Here is a 19,438-nt window from a genome sequence, read left to right on the forward strand (position 1 = left end):
GGGAAGTTTCGCAATTTCGGATCGCAGCAATACATAAATCACTGGAATTTAGGGAAAAAAAATTTTAACTGCGGTTATTTGTGAATTTAACCGTGTTAAAATTGTTGCGTTAATTCTTATGTGTTTATGCTGGGTTAGACAAATTCCATCTTGTCCTAATTTTATCTATTTTGGTTCTAAACCAAGTATTTTCTCAGTTTTATTCAGATGACAGATTTCTTTCAGGTAGACAGCCTCAGCTTACCTAACACAAAATTTCACCTGAAAAACTCACTATTATAAAAGCTGTAAGATTTCTGATTCAGCAACAAAATCAGCGTATTACACTATATACCCATTTGACAATTCCTAAATCTTTTATTGTTTTCTATATTGGCTGCTCACCCGTTGCAACTCTTGTTACTAACAACTATGCCTCACCTCTAAGTAACAAAATAGCAACTATGAGTGAGGAAAGAGTATTTTAAATATACATTTGATGACCAAAACTATATATTTATAGTCTGGCTGGAACTAGTGCCAGTTAAAACAGTCAGTTACAGTGGTTTTAGCGGTAAAAGGGCTTGTGATTCTCACCAGAGATAACTAGCCAATTTATAGGTTATCACGTTTATTGAAAAGTTAAATCACCTTATTTCAAGAGTTGGCGACAATTAGTTCAGTCTGTTGCTGAGGTGATAACTGGCAAAAATACTGCATAAAATATGTTAAAAATGCCAAATCGGGATCGAAAAAAATCTGATACTTCCGTAACTAAGACTTTCCAACACCAAGCTTTGCGGGTAACTGTGTCACCAATCATTGCAACAATACTAAGTTTATCTCCTACCTGGGTTGCCATTGCTCAACAGTCTCCCATCAATCTTCAACCTGCGCCAGAGATAACGCCGCAATTACCAGCATCGTCTATGCGAAAAGCACCATCTTCTGGTAATCAAATTTCCCTAAATGGTCGAACAATACCTGGCGCTTGGTTAGTAAAATCAGGCACCTATGATCAACCAATAATTTATCTCAGCGATGGAGTATTTCGACAGGCGATTGGAGTTGATTTTTTAAACAGCAATAACCCAGATAGACAACCAATTAAGTGGTTTTCCTCGACTACCAGTCCACAAGTTTTAGTAACTCAGCTACAAAGCGGATACCGCTATTTAGACATTACTAACTTTGTTCAACAAGCAAGTTGGCAGTTACAAACTAATGGTAACACCTTGGTAATTGTCACACCCCAAACTCAAATTAAAAATATTATTACTGGTGAGCAACCTCTCAATCCTCCTGGTGTTAATACTATCCGCGAAAACCGCATTGTCGTGGATTTAGACCGACCCACACCTTGGATAGTCAGACAAGGATTACCCATTAAACAAGTGCAAACACCAGTAGCAGATGATCCAGATGCGATCGCACCTAAACCAGCTGCGCTACCTAATCGAGAATGGACAATTACTCTGGATGCTGTAGCTGATCCTACCTTAATCCAACGTTATAATCCCACACTACCACCAACATCATTGCCAACCCTGCTCAAGCAATTATTCCCGACAACACCACCAACACCTGATAAATTGATTCAAAAAGTTGAGGTGGTGAATAACCAAACTATTCTTCGTCTCAGCGTTCCCTTTGGTTGGTCTCCTCGTGTAACTACAACAGATAATCCGCATCGTCTAATGGTCGAAATTCGCCCTGATGCAATGGTAGAAAGGAATATTGCCTGGGCAAAGGGGTTACGCTGGCGACAGCAATTTATTCATTTAGGCGCAGAGCGTTTTCCTGTGGTGTGGTTAGAAGCTAACCCCCGTGTAGTCACTTTTAAACCAATTTGGACAACTCCTGAGACTTTAATTGGTACTGCTCCCTTAATTCAAACAGCGCAAAAATACTTGGCTTTAGCGGCAATTAATGGTGGTTATTTTAACCGCAACAATCGATTGCCTTTAGGGGCTATTCGTCGAGATACTCAGTGGATATCCGGGCCGATTCTTAATCGGGGTGCGATCGCTTGGAATAATTCTGGGCAATTTTACGTAGGTCGTCTGACATTACAAGAAAATTTAATTGCACCTAACAATCTCCGCTTGCCGATTTTATTTCTCAACAGTGGTTATGTACAGAGTGGTATCGCTCGCTATACTCCTAGCTGGGGAAAAACTTACACTCCCCTGACAGATAATGAGACGATCCTCTTAGTTCAAAATAATGAGGTTAGTAGTCAGTTAGCCGGTGGAAAAGCTGGACAAACCCCGATCCCCATCCCTCAAGATGGCTATTTGCTCATCCTGCGCGGAACTGCTGGAAGCGCCGCTAACCAACTACCGATAGCGACAAAAGTCACTCTTACTAGTGCTACTACACCTGCTGATTTTAGCCGTTACCCTAACATCGTAGGAGCCGGGCCGTTATTAATTCAAAACGGTCAAATTGTTCTGGATGCCAAAGCTGAAAAATTCAGCAATGCTTTTATTGCAGAAAAGGCCATTCGTAGCGGAATTTGCACCACAGCCACAGGTACGCTGATGATTGCTGCTGTGCATAACCGTGCTGGTGGTGCAGGGCCGACACTAACAGAACACGCTCAATTGATGAAACAGCTTGGTTGTGTAAATGCTCTCAATTTAGATGGTGGCAGTTCAACTAGTCTTTATTTAGGTGGACAATTACTTGACCGTTCTCCTAATACTGCGGCTCGTGTACATAACGGTATTGGGATTTTTTGGCAACAAAAATGAATGAAGTATAAAATATTCATCTCAGCCTTTATCCTTCACGGTTCGCAACAAATTTTAAAGATTGGAATAAGCTGGAATACCACTAGATAAAGAGTTTGTGTATTCACCATAGTTTAGTCGTGACCCTTTACACCCTAAAGTTTGATTTTGTTATGGTTAGCAAGGTGTAATTGAATTGCTGATTTTCACGGTTGCAAGATTGCGCCAGATTTTTCCATCAATGGTTAAGAGTAAGGACAGCTTGTTATGTCTCCAAATGAGGTAACTATGGCTCAATATCAAGAAACCGCACCAACTAAGACTTTACCCCTACCTGCGACGATCGCTAATCGCGGTGTTGCAGCAACTGAATTGCGCCCTTGGGGTTCTTTTACTATTTTGGAAGAAGGGCGTGGATATAAAATTAAACGCATTGAAGTGAAGCCTGGACACCGCCTCAGCCTGCAAATGCACCATCATCGCAGTGAACATTGGATTGTTGTCTCTGGCACAGCCAGAGTAACCTGTGGCGATCAAGAAATATTATTGGGTAATAATCAGTCAACTTATGTACCTCAATGTACATCCCATCGTCTTGAAAATCCTGGAGTGATTCCCTTAGTACTAATTGAGGTACAAAATGGCGAATATCTAGGTGAAGATGATATTATTCGCTACCAAGATGATTATGCACGGACAGAAAACTAGTACCCCCTCATTGAACTGGGATATAGGAAACTAGTAAGAGAAATTGTCCTCCGTAAATTTCTGACTGAAGCATACAGAAATTTACGGAGAAGCAATCGGCTAATGTCTCTAGCCAAGATGCTTCACTCGTACTTTTAAACCAAAAAGTTGAATATCTAGATTTAAATGCCTCAGTACTCAGTTTGTTTGACATTATTAGGCAACGAAATAAATCTCATATTGGGTTTTGCAAATGAGCCTCTTCATTTACAATAAAAAAGCAAAAACCAGTTTCTTTGGTTTCTCATCACGCCATCTGTTTTTAAGGTGGGCTTGCAATTGTCAAAACAAATTCAATGATTCAACTGAGTCAAGCAGCAAAAATTGAAATTGAACGATTAAGGTCAAAGCAACAGCCCAATGTCTTGGTAAGGTTAGCTGTTAAACCAGGGGGATGCTCTGATTTATTTTACGATATGTCGTTTGATAAGATTGTCCAAGAAGGCGATCGCACTTTTGAAGTGAGTGGTCTGCAAGTTCTTGTAGATAACCAAAGCCTACAATATCTTAATGGGTTAATATTAGATTATTCTGAAGATTTGATGGGTGGAGGCTTTCGCTTCCACAACCCTCAAGCTGTTACCACATGTAGTTGTGGTAATTCATTCTCGATTACACAAGATTTCATAGTCCATAGTTAAAAATTAATTACTCTGGGCGTAGGACAATTGACTTAACCGAAGGACTTAGTCAAAGTAGTTTGACATAAAAGCACGAAAAAAGATATAATCAGGATTTGTAAAAACTTAGACCTCTAAGCAGCTTAACGCGCTGTGACTCATGCCAACCATACAGCAACTAATACGTAGCGAACGCGAAAAAGCGCGTCAGAAAACCAAGTCTCCAGCTCTCAAGCAATGCCCGCAACGCCGCGGCGTTTGTACCAGAGTCTACACAACCACACCTAAAAAGCCTAACTCAGCCCTACGCAAGGTAGCAAGGGTAAGGCTGACATCTGGGTTTGAGGTGACAGCCTACATTCCAGGGATTGGTCATAACTTACAAGAACACTCCGTAGTCATGATTCGTGGCGGTCGGGTTAAGGATTTGCCAGGGGTAAGATACCATATCATCCGTGGCACATTAGATACAGCGGGTGTCAAAGACCGCAAACAAGGACGTTCCAAGTATGGAACCAAGCGCCCGAAAGCAGCCAAAAAATAAGGCAGAGGCGATTAGTCGTGTCTAATGGCGATTAGTCGCTTTGTCTGGAAGCGCTAAAAACATATAAAAAGTTAGCGATCGCTCTCAAACAGTTGTGAAAATAGATAAAAGTATCTGTTTTCAAAAGTTAAATTTAGTTAAGTTACCACTGCCAGCCTGCACTCAGCGAGCAAGTGTAGGTTTTATTGAAATTGCTGTAAGCGACAGCAGCATTTTCATTGGTGAAATTCATACCTGCGATGTTGTCGCTTTGTGTGTCCGATTCAGGATAGCAAATCAGCAATTCAGGGTCGCTGCAACTGTAGTGTAAAAAAATGCGACAGTCTGAGTGGCAGCTTCCACCACTCCAATACTGCGCTGTCTGATAGCATATAATTTCGTTGCCAAATTCCGAATTTAAGGGTACAGTATGTCTCGTCGTGGTGTAGTTCAAAGGCGGCCAGTCCCGCCTGACTCAGTTTATAATAGTCGTCTGGTCAGCATGATGATTCGCCGGATCATGCGTCATGGAAAAAAATCACTGGCTGCACGTATAGTTTATGAAGCTTTAAAAACCATTGAAGAACGCACTGGTAATGCTGCGTTAGAAACCTTTGAAAGAGCAGTGCGTAATGCAACGCCATTGGTAGAAGTGAAAGCTCGTCGTGTTGGTGGTGCAACTTACCAAGTACCAATGGAAGTGCGATCAGAACGCGGTACCACCCTAGCACTACGTTGGCTAGTGCAATTTTCTCGGTCAAGGCCAGGGCGGACAATGGCTGGCAAATTAGCCAATGAATTAATGGATGCAGCCAACGAAAGTGGTAATGCGATCCGCAAGCGGGAAGAAACGCATCGGATGGCAGAAGCGAACAAAGCCTTTGCCCACTATCGTTACTAAACAAAACAGCGATATATCCAGCCTCAATAAGCGGTATATCGCCAACTGATAAAAATCCAGACGGTTATCCGTAAAAGTATAGAATCTTAACAAAGAGTAATATACAAGATATCATGAGGCAAAAACTATAGGAGGCTTCTGTGGCACGTACCAACCCGCTAGAGAAAGTACGCAATATCGGGATTGCGGCGCATATAGATGCGGGAAAAACAACAACAACAGAGAGAATATTATTTTACTCTGGGATAATTCATAAAATTGGTGAAGTTCACGAAGGAACTGCTGTAACTGACTGGATGGAGCAAGAGCGGGAGCGGGGAATCACAATCACTGCTGCGGCAATTAGCACCAGTTGGAAAGATTATCAAATTAACATTATCGATACTCCTGGTCACGTAGACTTCACAATCGAAGTAGAACGCTCCATGCGCGTGTTGGATGGTGTAATTGCTGTATTTTGTTCAGTAGGTGGAGTACAACCACAATCTGAAACAGTATGGCGGCAAGCAGATCGCTATGCAGTACCTCGGATCGCTTTTATTAACAAGATGGATCGCACAGGCGCGAACTTCTATAGAGTTCACGAACAAATGCGCGATCGCTTGCGGGCAAATGCAATTGCCATTCAATTGCCTATTGGTAGCGAAAACGACTTCAAGGGCATTGTAGACTTGGTGCGGAAGCGTGCATATATCTACAACAACGACCAAGGGACAGATATCGAAGAAACAGATATCCCAGCAGACTTGCAAGATCAAGTCGAAGAGTACTACACCAAGCTCGTGGAAGCAGTCGCTGAAACCGATGATGCTTTAATGACCAAGTACTTCGATGGCGTAGCACTTACAGAAGCGGAAATTGCGGCTGCCCTGAGAAAAGGTACAATTGCCGGTACCATCGTACCCGTACTTTGTGGTTCTGCCTTTAAAAACAAAGGCGTGCAGTTAATGTTGGATGCAGTGGTAGATTACCTACCCGCACCAACAGAAGTACCTCCAATTCAAGGTACACTCCCCAATGGCGATACAGTAGAGCGGCGGGCCGATGACAACGAACCCCTATCTGCTCTGGCATTCAAGATTATGGCTGACCCCTACGGTCGCCTCACCTTTGTTCGTGTTTATTCTGGCGTTCTGAAAAAAGGTAGCTACGTCTTAAATGCTACTAAGGGCAAAAAAGAACGGATTTCCCGTTTAGTTCTAATGAAGGCAGATGACCGACAAGACGTAGAAGAGCTAAGAGCGGGTGATTTGGGTGCAGCATTGGGATTAAAAGATACCTTGACTGGTGATACTATTACTGATGAAGGTTCACCGGTAATTCTCGAATCCCTATTTATTCCAGAGCCAGTGATCTCGGTAGCGGTTGAACCCAAAACTAAGAACGACATGGATAAGCTATCCAAGGCTCTGCAATCTCTCTCAGAAGAAGATCCAACCTTCCGCGTCAATGTTGACCCAGAAACAAACCAAACTGTAATTGCAGGAATGGGAGAACTCCACCTGGAAATTCTGGTGGATCGGATGTTGCGCGAATTTAAAGTGGAAGCGAACGTGGGTGCGCCACAGGTAGCTTACCGCGAAACGATTCGTAAAACAGTTACCAACGTAGAAGGTAAGTTCATCCGGCAAAGTGGTGGTAAAGGTCAATACGGTCACGTTGTCATAAATTTGGAACCAGGGGAACCCGGTACTGGCTTTGAATTTGTCTCTAAAATTGTTGGTGGTGTAGTACCCAAAGAGTACATTGGCCCCGCAGAGCAAGGGATGAAAGAAAGCTGTGAATCTGGTATTTTAGCCGGATATCCATTGATTGACGTGAAAGCAACGCTAGTTCATGGCTCTTACCACGACGTAGACTCTTCGGAAATGGCTTTTAAAATTGCTGGATCAATGGCACTGAAAGAAGCTGTGCTAAAAGCTTCACCAGTACTATTAGAGCCTATGATGAAAGTTGAGGTGGAAGTTCCTGAAGACTATATTGGGAACGTCATTGGAGACCTCATCTCCCGCCGAGGGCAGATTGAAAGCCAAAGTACTGAACAAGGACTGGCTAAAGTGGCATCTAAAGTTCCACTGGCTACCATGTTTGGCTACGCCACCGATATCCGGTCGAAAACCCAAGGTCGAGGTATCTTTACGATGGAGTTCAGCCACTACGAAGAGGTGCCTCGCAGCGTAGCGGAAACTATCATTGCAAAAAGTAAAGGGAACGCTTAATTAAAAAAGGAAACGAAGATTCATGGCACGCGCAAAGTTTGAAAGGAATAAGCCCCACATCAATATAGGTACTGTTGGCCACGTTGACCACGGTAAAACGACTTTAACAGCAGCCATTACCATGACTTTGGCAGCTATGGGTCAAGCTGTAGCTAAGGGCTATGACCAAATTGATAATGCACCTGAAGAAAAAGCACGGGGTATTACCATCAACACAGCCCACGTTGAGTATGAAACCGCCAATCGTCACTATGCTCACGTAGATTGTCCAGGCCACGCTGACTATGTGAAGAACATGATCACTGGTGCAGCGCAAATGGATGGTGGCATCCTCGTAGTTGCTGCTACGGACGGCCCTATGCCCCAAACCCGTGAACACATTCTGTTAGCCAAACAAGTAGGCGTTCCGAGTCTTGTTGTCTTCTTAAACAAGGAAGATATGGTAGACGACGAAGAATTGCTAGAGTTGGTCGAACTAGAAGTTCGGGAACTGCTTTCTAGCTATGAGTTTGATGGTGACAATATTCCTGTGATTAAGGGTTCTGGTCTACAAGCTCTAGAAGCAATGACCAAAAACCCTAAAACTCAGCGTGGTGAAAACCCTTGGGTAGACAAAATCTACGAACTCATGGATGCCGTCGATTCCTATATCCCCACTCCTGAGAGGGATGTTGACAAGCCATTTCTGATGGCTGTAGAGGACGTGTTCTCAATTACAGGTCGTGGAACAGTAGCTACCGGTCGGATTGAGCGGGGTGTGGTCAAAGTTGGTGATAACGTAGAACTAGTTGGTATCAAAGATACCCGTGCTACCACCGTAACTGGGATCGAGATGTTCAAAAAGAGTCTCGACCAAGGTATGGCTGGGGATAACGCTGGTGTGCTACTACGTGGTATCCAAAAGGCTGATATTGAACGCGGTATGGTAATTGCTAAACCCGGTTCTATCACTCCTCACACTCAATTTGAAGGTGAAGTTTACGTCCTTACAGACAAAGAAGGTGGTCGGAAAACACCATTTTTTGCTGGCTACCGTCCTCAGTTCTACGTGCGGACAACAGATGTAACTGGTACCATTAAAGCCTTCACCTCTGATGACGGTAAAGACGTAGAAATGGTAATGCCAGGGGATCGCATCAAAGTGACTGTAGAATTGATCAATGCGATCGCCATTGAACAAGGTATGCGCTTTGCGATTCGTGAAGGTGGCCGCACCATCGGTGCTGGTGTCGTCGCTAAAATCCTCAAATAGTACCTTTTACTCTGATAACTAAGAGCAGAGATGCGAGAGTGCCTCTCTGCTCTTTTATCTGAACTTACTGGCAAAAATGAGGAATAAAAAATAGAGAGTAGAAAAAACACAAAATTAACTACTCCCAACTCCTAATACCCGACTCTCCTAATAAATCAGAACCTGGAAAATTAAAGATGGCAACTCTACAACAGCAGAAGATTAGAATTCGTTTAAAAGCTTTTGACCGTCGATTATTAGATACATCTTGCGAGAAGATTGTAGACACAGCTAACCGGACTAACGCTACAGCCATAGGCCCAATTCCCTTACCTACAAAACGCAAAATCTATTGCGTGCTGCGATCTCCTCACGTAGACAAAGATTCGCGCGAACATTTTGAAACCCGCACTCATCGTCGAATTATTGACATCTACCAACCTTCTTCTAAAACTATTGATGCGTTAATGAAGCTAGATTTGCCATCCGGTGTAGATATTGAAGTCAAACTGTAGTCAGTCAAGAGTCAATAGTTATAAAAAAATTATTATTGACCATTGAGTATAGTATTAATACTTAACTAGCCCTGAGAAAATTGATCTCAGGGCTTTTTATTTAGTGATAGAATGTAAACAAAATACGGGAAATCAGAGAACAATAAATTTTAAAAATTAAATTTATTATAAGGTAACAATGACATCTTCTTCTAGAATTGCTGTTCGTGAACTACCTCTGTTCCCGTTACCCGAAGTAGTTCTTTTTCCTACCAGACCATTACCATTACATATCTTTGAATTTCGCTACCGAATTATGATGAACACGATTTTGGAGAGCGATCGCAGGTTTGGGGTATTAATGGTCGATCCAGTAAAAGGCACAATTGCAAATGTTGGCTGTTGTGCAGAAATAATCCATTACCAGCGCCTACCAGATGACCGGATGAAGATGCTGACTTTGGGACAACAAAGGTTTCGGGTTTTAGAGTATGTACGGGAAAAGCCTTATCGCGTCGGTTTGGTACAGTGGATAGAAGATGAACCACCAGCCAAAGACTTACGCCCTTTAGGTGCAGAAGTTGAACAACTGCTTAAAGATGTAGTGCGTCTCTCTGCCAAATTAACAGAACAAAACATTGAACTACCAGAAGAATTACCAGACTTGCCAATAGAGCTATCTTATTGGGTAGCCAGTAATCTATATGGTGTTGCTGCTGAACAACAGTCATTGCTAGAAATGCAAGATACAGCGGCTCGCTTAGAACGAGAAGCCGAAATTTTAACTTCTACTCGTAATCATTTAGCAGCGCGTTCTGTACTAAAAGATACTTTTAACCAAAAGTCGTAAGCGAAGATTGATGAGAACTTATGCAGAGTCTAAGGTTTCTTGGCGTTCTACCCTGTGAGTTCACTATTATGTGTTCTTGCAAGAGTAGTCGCTAACTCTGCAAAAAACAAACTTACTTGATCCGAATTTTTTCGTTTTGGGAATTATGGTTCCACAACGTTAACAGACAATACACCATAGCTACCAAAAATCTTTAAAATTTCCATGTAACCCATTAAATCGGCTATAGCAGATTGCATTTTGGGTTTTGTAACATCTGTCTCTAGGTCGATAAAAAATACATATTCTCCCAGCGATCGCTTGGTGGGGCGAGATTCAATTCTACTCATATTGATTCCCAGTTCGGCAAACACTTGTAAAGGCTTGATTAACGCACCAGGGATGTTTGCAGGAACGCTAAAAGCTAGAGAGCTATGGGTAGGATTTAATGAATGTATCTGATATTCGGATGTTGGGTTATTTTGACTCACCACCAAAAAGCGAGTACAGTTTTCGGGATAGTCATTAATACCTGGAGCTAGAATCGGCAAATTATAGAGTTCGGCGGCTCTAGAAGAGGCGATCGCAGATGCTGTTACATCTTGTTGTAGTAATTGTAGAGCTTCTGTTGTGGAATTGCTCGGAATAATTTGTATAGTTGGCAGGAATTTACCTAACCAATTTTGACATTGTGCTAAAGCCTGGGGGTGGGAATACACCTTCTGAATGTGATCTAAACTAGGAGCGCAAGAAATTAAATTATGGACAATAGGCATAACTAATGCCAATTGAATTCGCAAACTGTCCAATTTCCACAACGCATCCATCGTCATCGTGACACTACCTTCAATAGAATTTTCTACTGGTACAACCGCTAACTCAGTTTCTCCAGCAGCCACCGCTTGGAGTGACTGAGCTATGCTAGGGTAGGGGCATAAAGTAGCGGCAATTCTTGTAGTTTTGCTCAACCAGTTTACATATAAAACTGCTGCTTGTTCTGCATAAGTACCTGGTGGCCCTAAATGAGCAATAGATAAAGACATAGCATTTAAATTGGAATTACTCTGAGATTCATAGACTATACCGCAGGCAAATCTACTCTTAAAAAAACAAAATATTGATTTAAATTGCTTTGTTTGAATTCATACTCTTGTTTTCTATTGAAAAATGATACAGCTTTTAATTATATTAACCAGCAAATTTACTGTATCTTGTATCAGTAAAATATTCCTTAGATGCTAAATTGAATAGTTTACATAATTCAAATAACCATAAATCTAGAGGCATCTGTATGGTAGCAATTTTATCTTGCAATACTTGCATAGATTGGGTGTAATTTTGATTACCTCAACCTCTACCAACAATGAACACAAATTAGGGAGAAACCGCTATCATTGCAGCTTTTGTCCCTAATAACTGAGAACGAAAGACTAGAGAAGCAATGCCAAGCATAACAGGAATAGATAACAACGGAGCAGAGATATTGACGTTTTTTTCCTCATAATCACATTCTGTTTTAACACTGGTATAATTTTTGTTTTTTTTGATGTTTATACTTAAAAAGTATTTTTATAAAATAGCTGTAATTTGATTTATAATTATATAAATGGTAACAATTTAAGAAAATTTGTATTATTAGGTAAATCTATTATTGAGATTTGAGGTTTAACATAAGCATGACTTATCCTCACTTTTTTATTAAATTACAATAACAAATACAATAAATTTATTACTATATAAAAGTATTAAATAACTGCTGTCTGCAAATCATGCCTACTAGATTTACTGCTTCTCAATCGGTAAAAATTGCTGTGCCGCAACAGCCTATTCCTATTCAGCATTACTTGCGGCAGCCTCAAAGATTGGTGAATGCTTTAGTTGATAATAGTCGTGTTCAACAGCTTTCTGAGGAAGTATTTCGATTAAAAATGCGTCCTCTATCTTTTATGACATTAAACATTCAGCCGACTGTAGACATGAGGGTTTGGGCAGAATCAAATGGAGTAATTTATTTGCGATCGCTAAGTTGTGAAATCCTCGGTTTTGAGTATATTAACCAACGTTTTTCTCTTAATTTACAAGGTCATTTATCACCCTATCAATCTAGCAGTGGTACTCGTCTGGAAGGCAGGGCTGATTTAGAAGTACAAGTAGAATTTCCTCCTCCATTGTCTTTCACTCCAAAGCCAATTTTAGAAGCTACTGGTAATGGCTTACTCAAAAGTGTATTAATGACAGTTAAGCAAAGATTGTTACATCAACTACTCGTAGATTATCGTCATTGGGTGACATCGCAAATGGCAGAAAAAGCCTTAGAAGATAATATTGGAGATTTACCAATTTTGAATTTAGAGTAGTGTTTACTTAGTATGAAATAAACAGTTTTGAGAAAAATACTTAGCTGCTCTAATACAACGATAGAATATTACCAATCTAACTAACTCGATTACCTCTTAAACAAGTGGTTATTTGCGTGCTTTCCTTTGCGCCTTTGCGCGAAACAAAAAATGTGTAAGCCTTATAAGTGCTGAATTTGACAAGGGCTGAAAGATTTACGGTGCAGGGATGAAGCGCCGCATTCTCGTAACGCCTGTAAATGTTTTGGGCTACCGTATCCTTTATTCTTTACTAAGTCGTACTGCGGATATTTTGCGGCTAACCGGACTATTAACTCATCACGCCAGACTTTAGCCACAATACTAGCAGCTGCAATGGAGAGCGATCGCTCATCTCCTTTGACTATTGTTTGCTGTGGTATTTGCAAATCTTTAATGGCTTGATTACCATCAACTAAGCATATCACAGGCTGTACTTTCAATTTAAGTACAGCCCGTTTCATAGCTAATAGTGTCGCCTGCAAAATATTTATTTGATCAATTTCAGCAGTTGCAGCAAAACCGATTCTCCAGTCTGTTGCCAGCCGACAAATCTGTTTTGCTAACTGAGTTCTGCGAGAACTAGACAGCTTTTTACTATCGTTAATGCCAGAGGCTATGAGTTCTGGAAAAGCACTAGCAGGTAAGATGACTGCTGCTGCAACGACAGGCCCAAATAAAGCACCACGCCCAACTTCATCGACACCCGCAATTAATCCTGGGATGCCTAATAAATCAGGTGTGAACTCCAACCAAGGGACTTCAGCCAAGCCTGTTGGCACAACAGCAGTTTGTTTAATTTCTATCCCCATAGGAGATATTAATTGTCCTCAGAATTAGAATCTACAGCAGAGGAACGACGACGGCGGCGACGGCTACCTGTTGCAGTTAGATTTGCTTCAGATTCTTCAGCATTAGTGGCAAATCCATCTAACTCAACTTTTTCTGGTGGTGGAGATTGTTGCTCTAACTCTACTGGCGGTGAGATGTTTACTTCTTTATTGGGGGTATCGGTAATAGTTGTAGCGGAGGGCGTTTCTGGGGGTGTACTTGCCCCTTGTCCTGGCTGAACAACATTAATAATCACCGACTTGGGATTTTTGACTTCTCGATCTAATTTCACTAAGGGGGATATTCCCATCAAAGCAAAAACATCTTGTTCTTCTAAAGTCATTTCTACAGTTCTAATCTCTGGTGGTTCAACCACTGGTTTGACTGGTTCTGTTTTGATGACTTTATTGCGTTCGATTCTTTCTGTCCAACCTGATTTACCTAAGCTGGGTGTAGGGATTTCTGGTGTTGGGCTTAAGTCAACTTCATTATCCAGATCTAGCTCGGTATCATTCTCAAAACCTAGCGAATTAGGAGCAAGCCTTGTTTCATCTTTACCATTTGCGCCATTGATGCCAATGCGTCTACGACGGTTAGTGCGACTACCACGCTTATTGTTATCACCCAATTCGTGATAGCTGGGATGATTGACTAAATTCAAGGAGCTTAAATCTGTGTCAGCATCAAAATTGTCACCAAAGCTATCAAAGCTTTCTCTTGGTTCTGTGATCCGCGCTACTGGTAAACGAGGTTCTCTTTGGGGCAAGGATACGAAACGCTCAGGCACTTCTGCTGGTGTTGGTAAGCGGTTTTCGTTTTCTCCGGGTAAATGGACTATGTGTCCTAAACCACCACAGGTTTGACAAGTTCCACCAAACAATTCATAAATATTTTGACCTTGGCGTTTGCGTGTGAGTTCTACTAAGCCAAGTTCTGTAAGTTGAGCGATTTGGGGGCGAGCTTTATCTGCTTTGAGTGCTTTGTTGAAATGCTCCAGAACGTGCAGTTGGTCGCGCCGCGATTCCATATCGATGAAGTCTACAACAATGACTCCGGCGATATTTCGCAGTCGCAATTGGCGGGCAATTTCTGTGGCGGCTTCGCAATTTGTCCACAATACTGTTTCTCTGGCTGTTGCCGATCGCGTGAAGGAACCAGAGTTAACATCAATTACGGTGAGGGCTTCTGTTGGCTCAATAATGATGTAGCCGCCAGAAGGTAAATCCACTCTGGGTTTGAGAGCTTCCCGAATGGCGGCATTGATGCGGAAGTATTCTAATATGGGTGAGCGATCGCGGTGATGATCAATTAACAATCCTTGTGGTGTCTGTCCGCCACTCCAGTTCTGCAAGTACTGTTTCACCCGCTTCAGTCCAGTGCTGGAGTCTACCACAATTCGGTTGACATCTGCACCGTACATATCCCGCAATACCCGCTGGATAAAGTCATCATCCCGGTTCAGCAGTGCTGGCGCACGGGTTGATTGTGCTTCTTGCTGAATGGCCTCCCATTGTTTTTGCAGCAATTCCAAGTCTTCCATAATGGCTTCTTCGGGTTTGCCTTCGGCTTCTGTTCGTACCAGCAAACCCATCCCCGCAGGTTTGATTAAAATTGCTAACGCCCGGAGGCGATTACGCTCATTTTCACTTTTAATCCGGCGAGATAAATTTACACCTCGACCATAAGGCATGAGTACTACATAACGTCCAGGTAAAGTAATGTTACCTGTTAGTCTCGGCCCTTTGGTACCGGTTGGCTCCTTCATGACTTGCACCAGCACTTTTTGCTGTGGTGCTAGTAGTTCTGTAATGGCTGCGGCTGTGCGCTTTAACTTCAAAGGGCCTAAGTCTGTGACATGAATAAAGCCATTACGTTCTGGATCACCAATATTTACAAAAGCTGCGTCAATTCCGGGTAATACATTTTCTACTACACCTAAGTAGATATCACCAATTTGGTGATGGCCTGTGGCTACAACGAGTTCTTGTATTTGATCTTCCGAAAATACGGCAGCAATTTGATGCTGCTCTGCGATGATAATTTGTTTTGGCATTCAATTTCCTCAAAAATTGGCAGCACGAATGTAGTTCTGGAGGTTTGTTATGTCCCTCGCCCCTACCAGCTACTAAAAGTACTGCTGATAATAAAATTTGTGAAGCCGAGCTTCAAAGTTAAAGAGCAAATGTCTGAGTAATTGCGTTGACACGCCTGTTTATTCCAGAACGGCTGCATATTTTTTAAGTAAATAAATCAACCGTCCGTGGTTGATTTTTGATGCGATACCCGCACCACCTAGGGATTAGGCATTTAGCAGTTGTTTAAAAAAATATAGAGTAAGAGTCGCCGACGGAGCCTGCTGTTAAGTTACTAGTTCGCAAGGTAGCTATAAAGAGAGGTTGCTTTTTAATCCGCTTCAGCTTATCTGGGATAAAACCCTAGAATTTTCTCTCTAGTATCTTTGCTTTCGCTCCCTGAGTATAAGGGTAGTGAACTAGTGAATTCAATGCAGCGTCAGAAAATTTCTCTTCACCTCATTCTAACGCAACCTTGCTAAAAATCAATTCCCACGATGTGCTACATCAGGGCAACTACTAGCAAGTTACCCTTTAGGGATTATACTCCTAAAATTAACTGATTGCGGTGAATTTGCAGAAGTTGAAATTCTCGGTTTGCAACTACTGCCAGCATAGATAGGATTTGCTCAGGACGCAAGGAAACACCGTCGTTGCGACAACTACCTAGATAATGCAGAATCGAGGTAGGTTCAGAGGTGCTATTGTTAACGCTTACTAATGCTAATTCAAACAGGCGATCGCGCAGATTTACTATTTGAGTTTTGCCTGACTTGGTGGTTTGCTCTACGTTAATTTCTTCCTTAGCTAAGATGGCATCAATCCAATCTTGCCATTGTGCAGGTGTGGCTGCATCCACCACGGTTACTGTAATCTGGTACTCGGCTGCGGCTAAGATTTGGGTAGCTGCGGGAGATTTTAAATCTATCTCTGCTACGCCATATATAGGTATATCGGTCGGCAATTCTTGGGCTAGTTTGGCTTGAAAAGTCTGGATATCTACAGGGGTAGTTAACTCAAAATCCACGATTTCGCCATTGCTAGTAGCACCTAAAGGTAAAGCACTCGCAATCATAATGCGTGGGTTGGGGTGAAATCCACCTGTGAAAGTAATTGGTAAATTTGCTCGGCGGATAACTCTGTCAAACAAGCGTAATAAATCCAGATGACCTAGCAAAGCCATGTCACCTTGTTTTCCAAACCAGACACGCAGTCTTTGGACTTTGGTGGTGTTAGGCACAAACTCACCTGCAAATTCTGGGATAGCAGGTGGCTCAATTACAATATTATGACCGAAGTCTGTGCCGCAGACACCGCAGTGTGAACAACCTTCAAAGGAGCAATCAGGAACAATTGCTGCTTCTAAGGCACGTTGTAAGTCTTCTTGCAGCCATTTTTTATCAATTCCTGTATCAATATGATCCCAAGGGAGAGGGAGATCCAGGGAGTGGAGATTAGAGGAATCTTTGTTTTCTGGATTAAACAAATTCCATTCGCCGTTTTCGACTTGGCGGTATTTCCAGTCTAGTCCAGCTTCGGCGATCGCCTGACCCCAAGCGCTAAAAGCTTTATCTAAACCGTCATACCAAGAATCCATACCTGCACCTAGTTCCCAAGCGCGACGGAGAACTTTACCCAAAGTGCGATCGCTTCTACCCACAAAGTCTTCCATTGCCGAAATGCGGACATCGGTGAAATTCACCTTGATGCCCCGAATCGGGCGGAATTCTTGCCGCAGTAGGCTTTGCTTACGTTTAAATTCAGCGGTCGAGACTGAATGCCACTGAAATGGTGTATGCGGTTTGGGCGTAAAGTTAGAAATCGTCAGGTTAAAGTTTAGCGGTCTTCTGCCCTGACCCCGACATTCTCGCTGTAACCAACGCACTGTTTCGGCAATGCCTACAACATCTGCATCTGTCTCACCCGGCAAGCCAATCATAAAATAGAGTTTGATTTTATCCCAGCCTTGTTCCCAAGCTGTTTTGACACCTCTGAGCAATTCTTCATTCGTCAAACCTTTGTTAACAATGTCCCGCATCCGCTGGGTGCCGGCTTCTGGTGCAAAGGTTAATCCACCTTGCCGTGTACCACCAAGGATGTTGGCAATGTTCTCATCAAATCTATCTACGCGCTGACTGGGTAAAGTCAGGGAAATGTTTTCATTTTTTAACCTATTTTTGATTTCCATCCCTACCGCTGGTAGGGCTAAATAATCAGAACAACTCAGGGATAGTAAGGAAAATTCATTGTAACCAGTCGCTCGCATTCCCTGTTCAATGGCTTCGACAACTTTTTCCGGTTCCACATCTCGTGCAGGTCGGGTGAGCATTCCTGGTTGACAAAAGCGACACCCACGGGTACAGCCACGACGAATTTCAATTATTAGGCGATCATGTACTGTTTCTACGTAGGGAACTAGCCCAATGGAATAGGCGGGTATGGGACTAGCAACTCGCCTGAGAATACGTTTTGGTACATCTGGATGGTGGGGATGGACTGAACCATCTGCGGCCATTTCATAAAACTGGGGGACATATACCCCTGGTATTTGTGCCAAGTCGAAGAGTATGTCTCGGCGACTTAATCCAGCGTTTTTTCCTTCTTCTAATACCAAACCGATTTCTGGTAAGAGTTCCTCGCCATCACCTAAAGCGAAGAAGTCGAAAAAGTCGGCGTAGGGTTCAGGGTTTGAAGTCGCTGTTTGTCCACCAGCGAAAATTAGCGGATAATTCCCTGTTGCTCTTTCTTGCCATGTCAGGGGAATTCCTGCTAAATCCAACATTTCTAAGATGTTGGTCGCACCTAATTCGTAACTGAGACTAAAACCTAAAATGTCAAATTCTTTTAGCGATCGCTTTGACTCTACAGCAAACAAGGGGGTGTTTGTTTCCCTGAGTTTGACTGCCAAGTCTGTACCTGGGAGGTAGGCGCGATCGCACAATTGGCGCGGTTGGGCATTCAAAATGTTATAGAGAATGATATGCCCCAAATTAGACGAGCCAACTTCATATACTTCTGGGTAGGTCAACACCCACCTGACAACTGCCGTATCCCAAGGCTTATGTACTGCTAGGCGTTCGTTACCAAGGTAACGCGCGGGTTTCAAAATATCCGGTGTAATTAATTTTTCAACTGCAACAGCCACTGCGCTATCTTCTAGCTACTTTATATTATTTACAGATAATCACCTCCAACCTTAGCATTGATTGAGTCTAACCATAGGTTTATCTTTGCAACTGAAAATATCCTTTACATATTTTTGCTACAAAGATAATTTCCATGTTATTATGAGGGGTTAACAGAATTTAAATCAATTGTATCTTCAAACTCAAACACCTCATCAAGTTGGGTTAATTCAAAGATAATTTTCAGGGCGGGAGACACCGAACATAGCTTTAAACTTCGTCCCAAATTTTGAGCCAGCTTCAGCGCAGACACCAATGCCATTAAACCTGCGCTGTCTAATGATTCTACTGCTGCCAAATCCACAAGCAAGATTGACACATCATTTGGTGTTAATGCTGCGGTCAAATCTCGTTCAAATTCCAATGAGTTAGCGGCATTGAGTTTGCCCTGTGGCCGAATAACTGTAATTTTTGGGCATTCCAGCACTGCTTGCATATTGACATCCTAAATTAGAGTTATTAAATCTTTAACCTGTGATTTATTTGAACATAATCTCTTTTTTTAAACATCGACCATACGTCTTACATCTCTTTGCTGAATCTTTATGGGTAAAGGGTATATCTTTAAAGATTGTCATAAATACAGTGTAAAATGTGTTTATATATACTTTTTTTTAATATCGGTTCTAAAACAATCAACATAGACAGCCAGAGAATAGATCGCTCATCCGTAACTTTGCTGCAAATGCTTAATTTA

At 42.2% G+C, this 19,438-nt stretch carries 15 protein-coding genes; 10 read left to right on the forward strand and 5 right to left on the reverse strand.

Translation table 11 applies throughout. The annotated features are described in order from the left end of the window. Window positions 1–704: 704 nt before the first annotated feature. From NOS7107_RS13275 to NOS7107_RS13320, 9 genes are all read left to right on the forward strand, one after another. The gene (locus NOS7107_RS13275; RefSeq protein ID WP_015113491.1) at window positions 705–2,735 is read left to right on the forward strand and encodes a phosphodiester glycosidase family protein; all 2,031 of its coding nucleotides are present in this window, start codon (window positions 705–707) and stop codon (window positions 2,733–2,735) included. Window positions 2,736–3,002: 267 nt separating this feature from the next. Beyond that, entirely contained in the window at window positions 3,003–3,422 is a 420-nt protein-coding gene (locus NOS7107_RS13280; RefSeq protein ID WP_044499956.1) for a phosphomannose isomerase type II C-terminal cupin domain, read from the forward strand. A gap of 335 nt (window positions 3,423–3,757) precedes the next feature. Beyond that, entirely contained in the window at window positions 3,758–4,102 is a 345-nt protein-coding gene (locus tag NOS7107_RS13285; protein WP_015113493.1) for an iron-sulfur cluster assembly accessory protein, read from the forward strand. 139 nt (window positions 4,103–4,241) lie between these two features. Continuing rightward, a complete protein-coding gene (rpsL, locus tag NOS7107_RS13290; protein WP_015113494.1) occupies window positions 4,242–4,625 on the forward strand; it encodes a 30S ribosomal protein S12 in 384 nt (127 codons plus the stop codon). Window positions 4,626–5,034: 409 nt separating this feature from the next. Continuing rightward, window positions 5,035–5,505 carry a 30S ribosomal protein S7 gene (rpsG, locus tag NOS7107_RS13300; RefSeq protein ID WP_015113495.1) on the forward strand — a complete coding sequence of 157 codons (471 nt, stop codon included), beginning with the start codon at window positions 5,035–5,037 and terminating at the stop codon, window positions 5,503–5,505. Window positions 5,506–5,645: 140 nt separating this feature from the next. After that, complete coding sequence (gene fusA / locus NOS7107_RS13305) at window positions 5,646–7,724, forward strand: elongation factor G (RefSeq protein WP_015113496.1); 2,079 nt, start codon at window positions 5,646–5,648, stop codon at window positions 7,722–7,724. Window positions 7,725–7,746: 22 nt separating this feature from the next. Continuing rightward, window positions 7,747–8,976: an elongation factor Tu gene (gene tuf, locus NOS7107_RS13310; RefSeq protein ID WP_015113497.1), complete on the forward strand. Its 1,230-nt coding sequence runs from the start codon at window positions 7,747–7,749 to the stop codon at window positions 8,974–8,976. A gap of 176 nt (window positions 8,977–9,152) precedes the next feature. Continuing rightward, a complete protein-coding gene (gene rpsJ, locus NOS7107_RS13315) occupies window positions 9,153–9,470 on the forward strand; it encodes a 30S ribosomal protein S10 (RefSeq protein ID WP_015113498.1) in 318 nt (105 codons plus the stop codon). A gap of 178 nt (window positions 9,471–9,648) precedes the next feature. Further along, window positions 9,649–10,299, forward strand: a complete 651-nt coding sequence (locus tag NOS7107_RS13320) for an LON peptidase substrate-binding domain-containing protein (RefSeq protein ID WP_015113499.1) — start codon at window positions 9,649–9,651, stop codon at window positions 10,297–10,299. Window positions 10,300–10,442: 143 nt separating this feature from the next. Here NOS7107_RS13320 and pheA read toward each other — a convergent pair whose 3' ends face one another. Then, entirely contained in the window at window positions 10,443–11,321 is an 879-nt protein-coding gene (pheA, locus tag NOS7107_RS13325; protein WP_015113500.1) for a prephenate dehydratase, read from the reverse strand. Window positions 11,322–12,047: 726 nt separating this feature from the next. On the opposite strand from pheA, the gene NOS7107_RS13330 reads away from it, so the two are divergent. Next, a complete protein-coding gene (locus NOS7107_RS13330) occupies window positions 12,048–12,635 on the forward strand; it encodes a DUF1997 domain-containing protein (RefSeq protein ID WP_015113502.1) in 588 nt (195 codons plus the stop codon). Between the two features lie 161 nt (window positions 12,636–12,796). Here NOS7107_RS13330 and NOS7107_RS13335 read toward each other — a convergent pair whose 3' ends face one another. From NOS7107_RS13335 to NOS7107_RS13350, 4 genes are all read right to left on the reverse strand, one after another. Further along, window positions 12,797–13,465, reverse strand: coding sequence for a ribonuclease HII (locus tag NOS7107_RS13335; RefSeq protein WP_015113503.1), 669 nt, complete (start codon window positions 13,463–13,465; stop codon window positions 12,797–12,799). Between the two features lie 8 nt (window positions 13,466–13,473). Then, window positions 13,474–15,537 (reverse strand): Rne/Rng family ribonuclease, encoded by a 2,064-nt coding sequence (locus tag NOS7107_RS13340; RefSeq protein ID WP_015113504.1) that lies wholly within the window; start codon window positions 15,535–15,537, stop codon window positions 13,474–13,476. Between the two features lie 560 nt (window positions 15,538–16,097). Further along, on the reverse strand, window positions 16,098–18,701 hold the full coding sequence (locus tag NOS7107_RS13345) for a TIGR03960 family B12-binding radical SAM protein (RefSeq protein WP_015113505.1): 2,604 nt from the start codon (window positions 18,699–18,701) through the stop codon (window positions 16,098–16,100). Between the two features lie 140 nt (window positions 18,702–18,841). Then, a complete protein-coding gene (locus tag NOS7107_RS13350) occupies window positions 18,842–19,177 on the reverse strand; it encodes an STAS domain-containing protein (protein ID WP_015113506.1) in 336 nt (111 codons plus the stop codon). Window positions 19,178–19,438: the final 261 nt, after the last annotated feature.

The sequence above is a fragment of the Nostoc sp. PCC 7107 genome, from assembly GCF_000316625.1.
Classification (GTDB): domain Bacteria; phylum Cyanobacteriota; class Cyanobacteriia; order Cyanobacteriales; family Nostocaceae; genus Nostoc_B.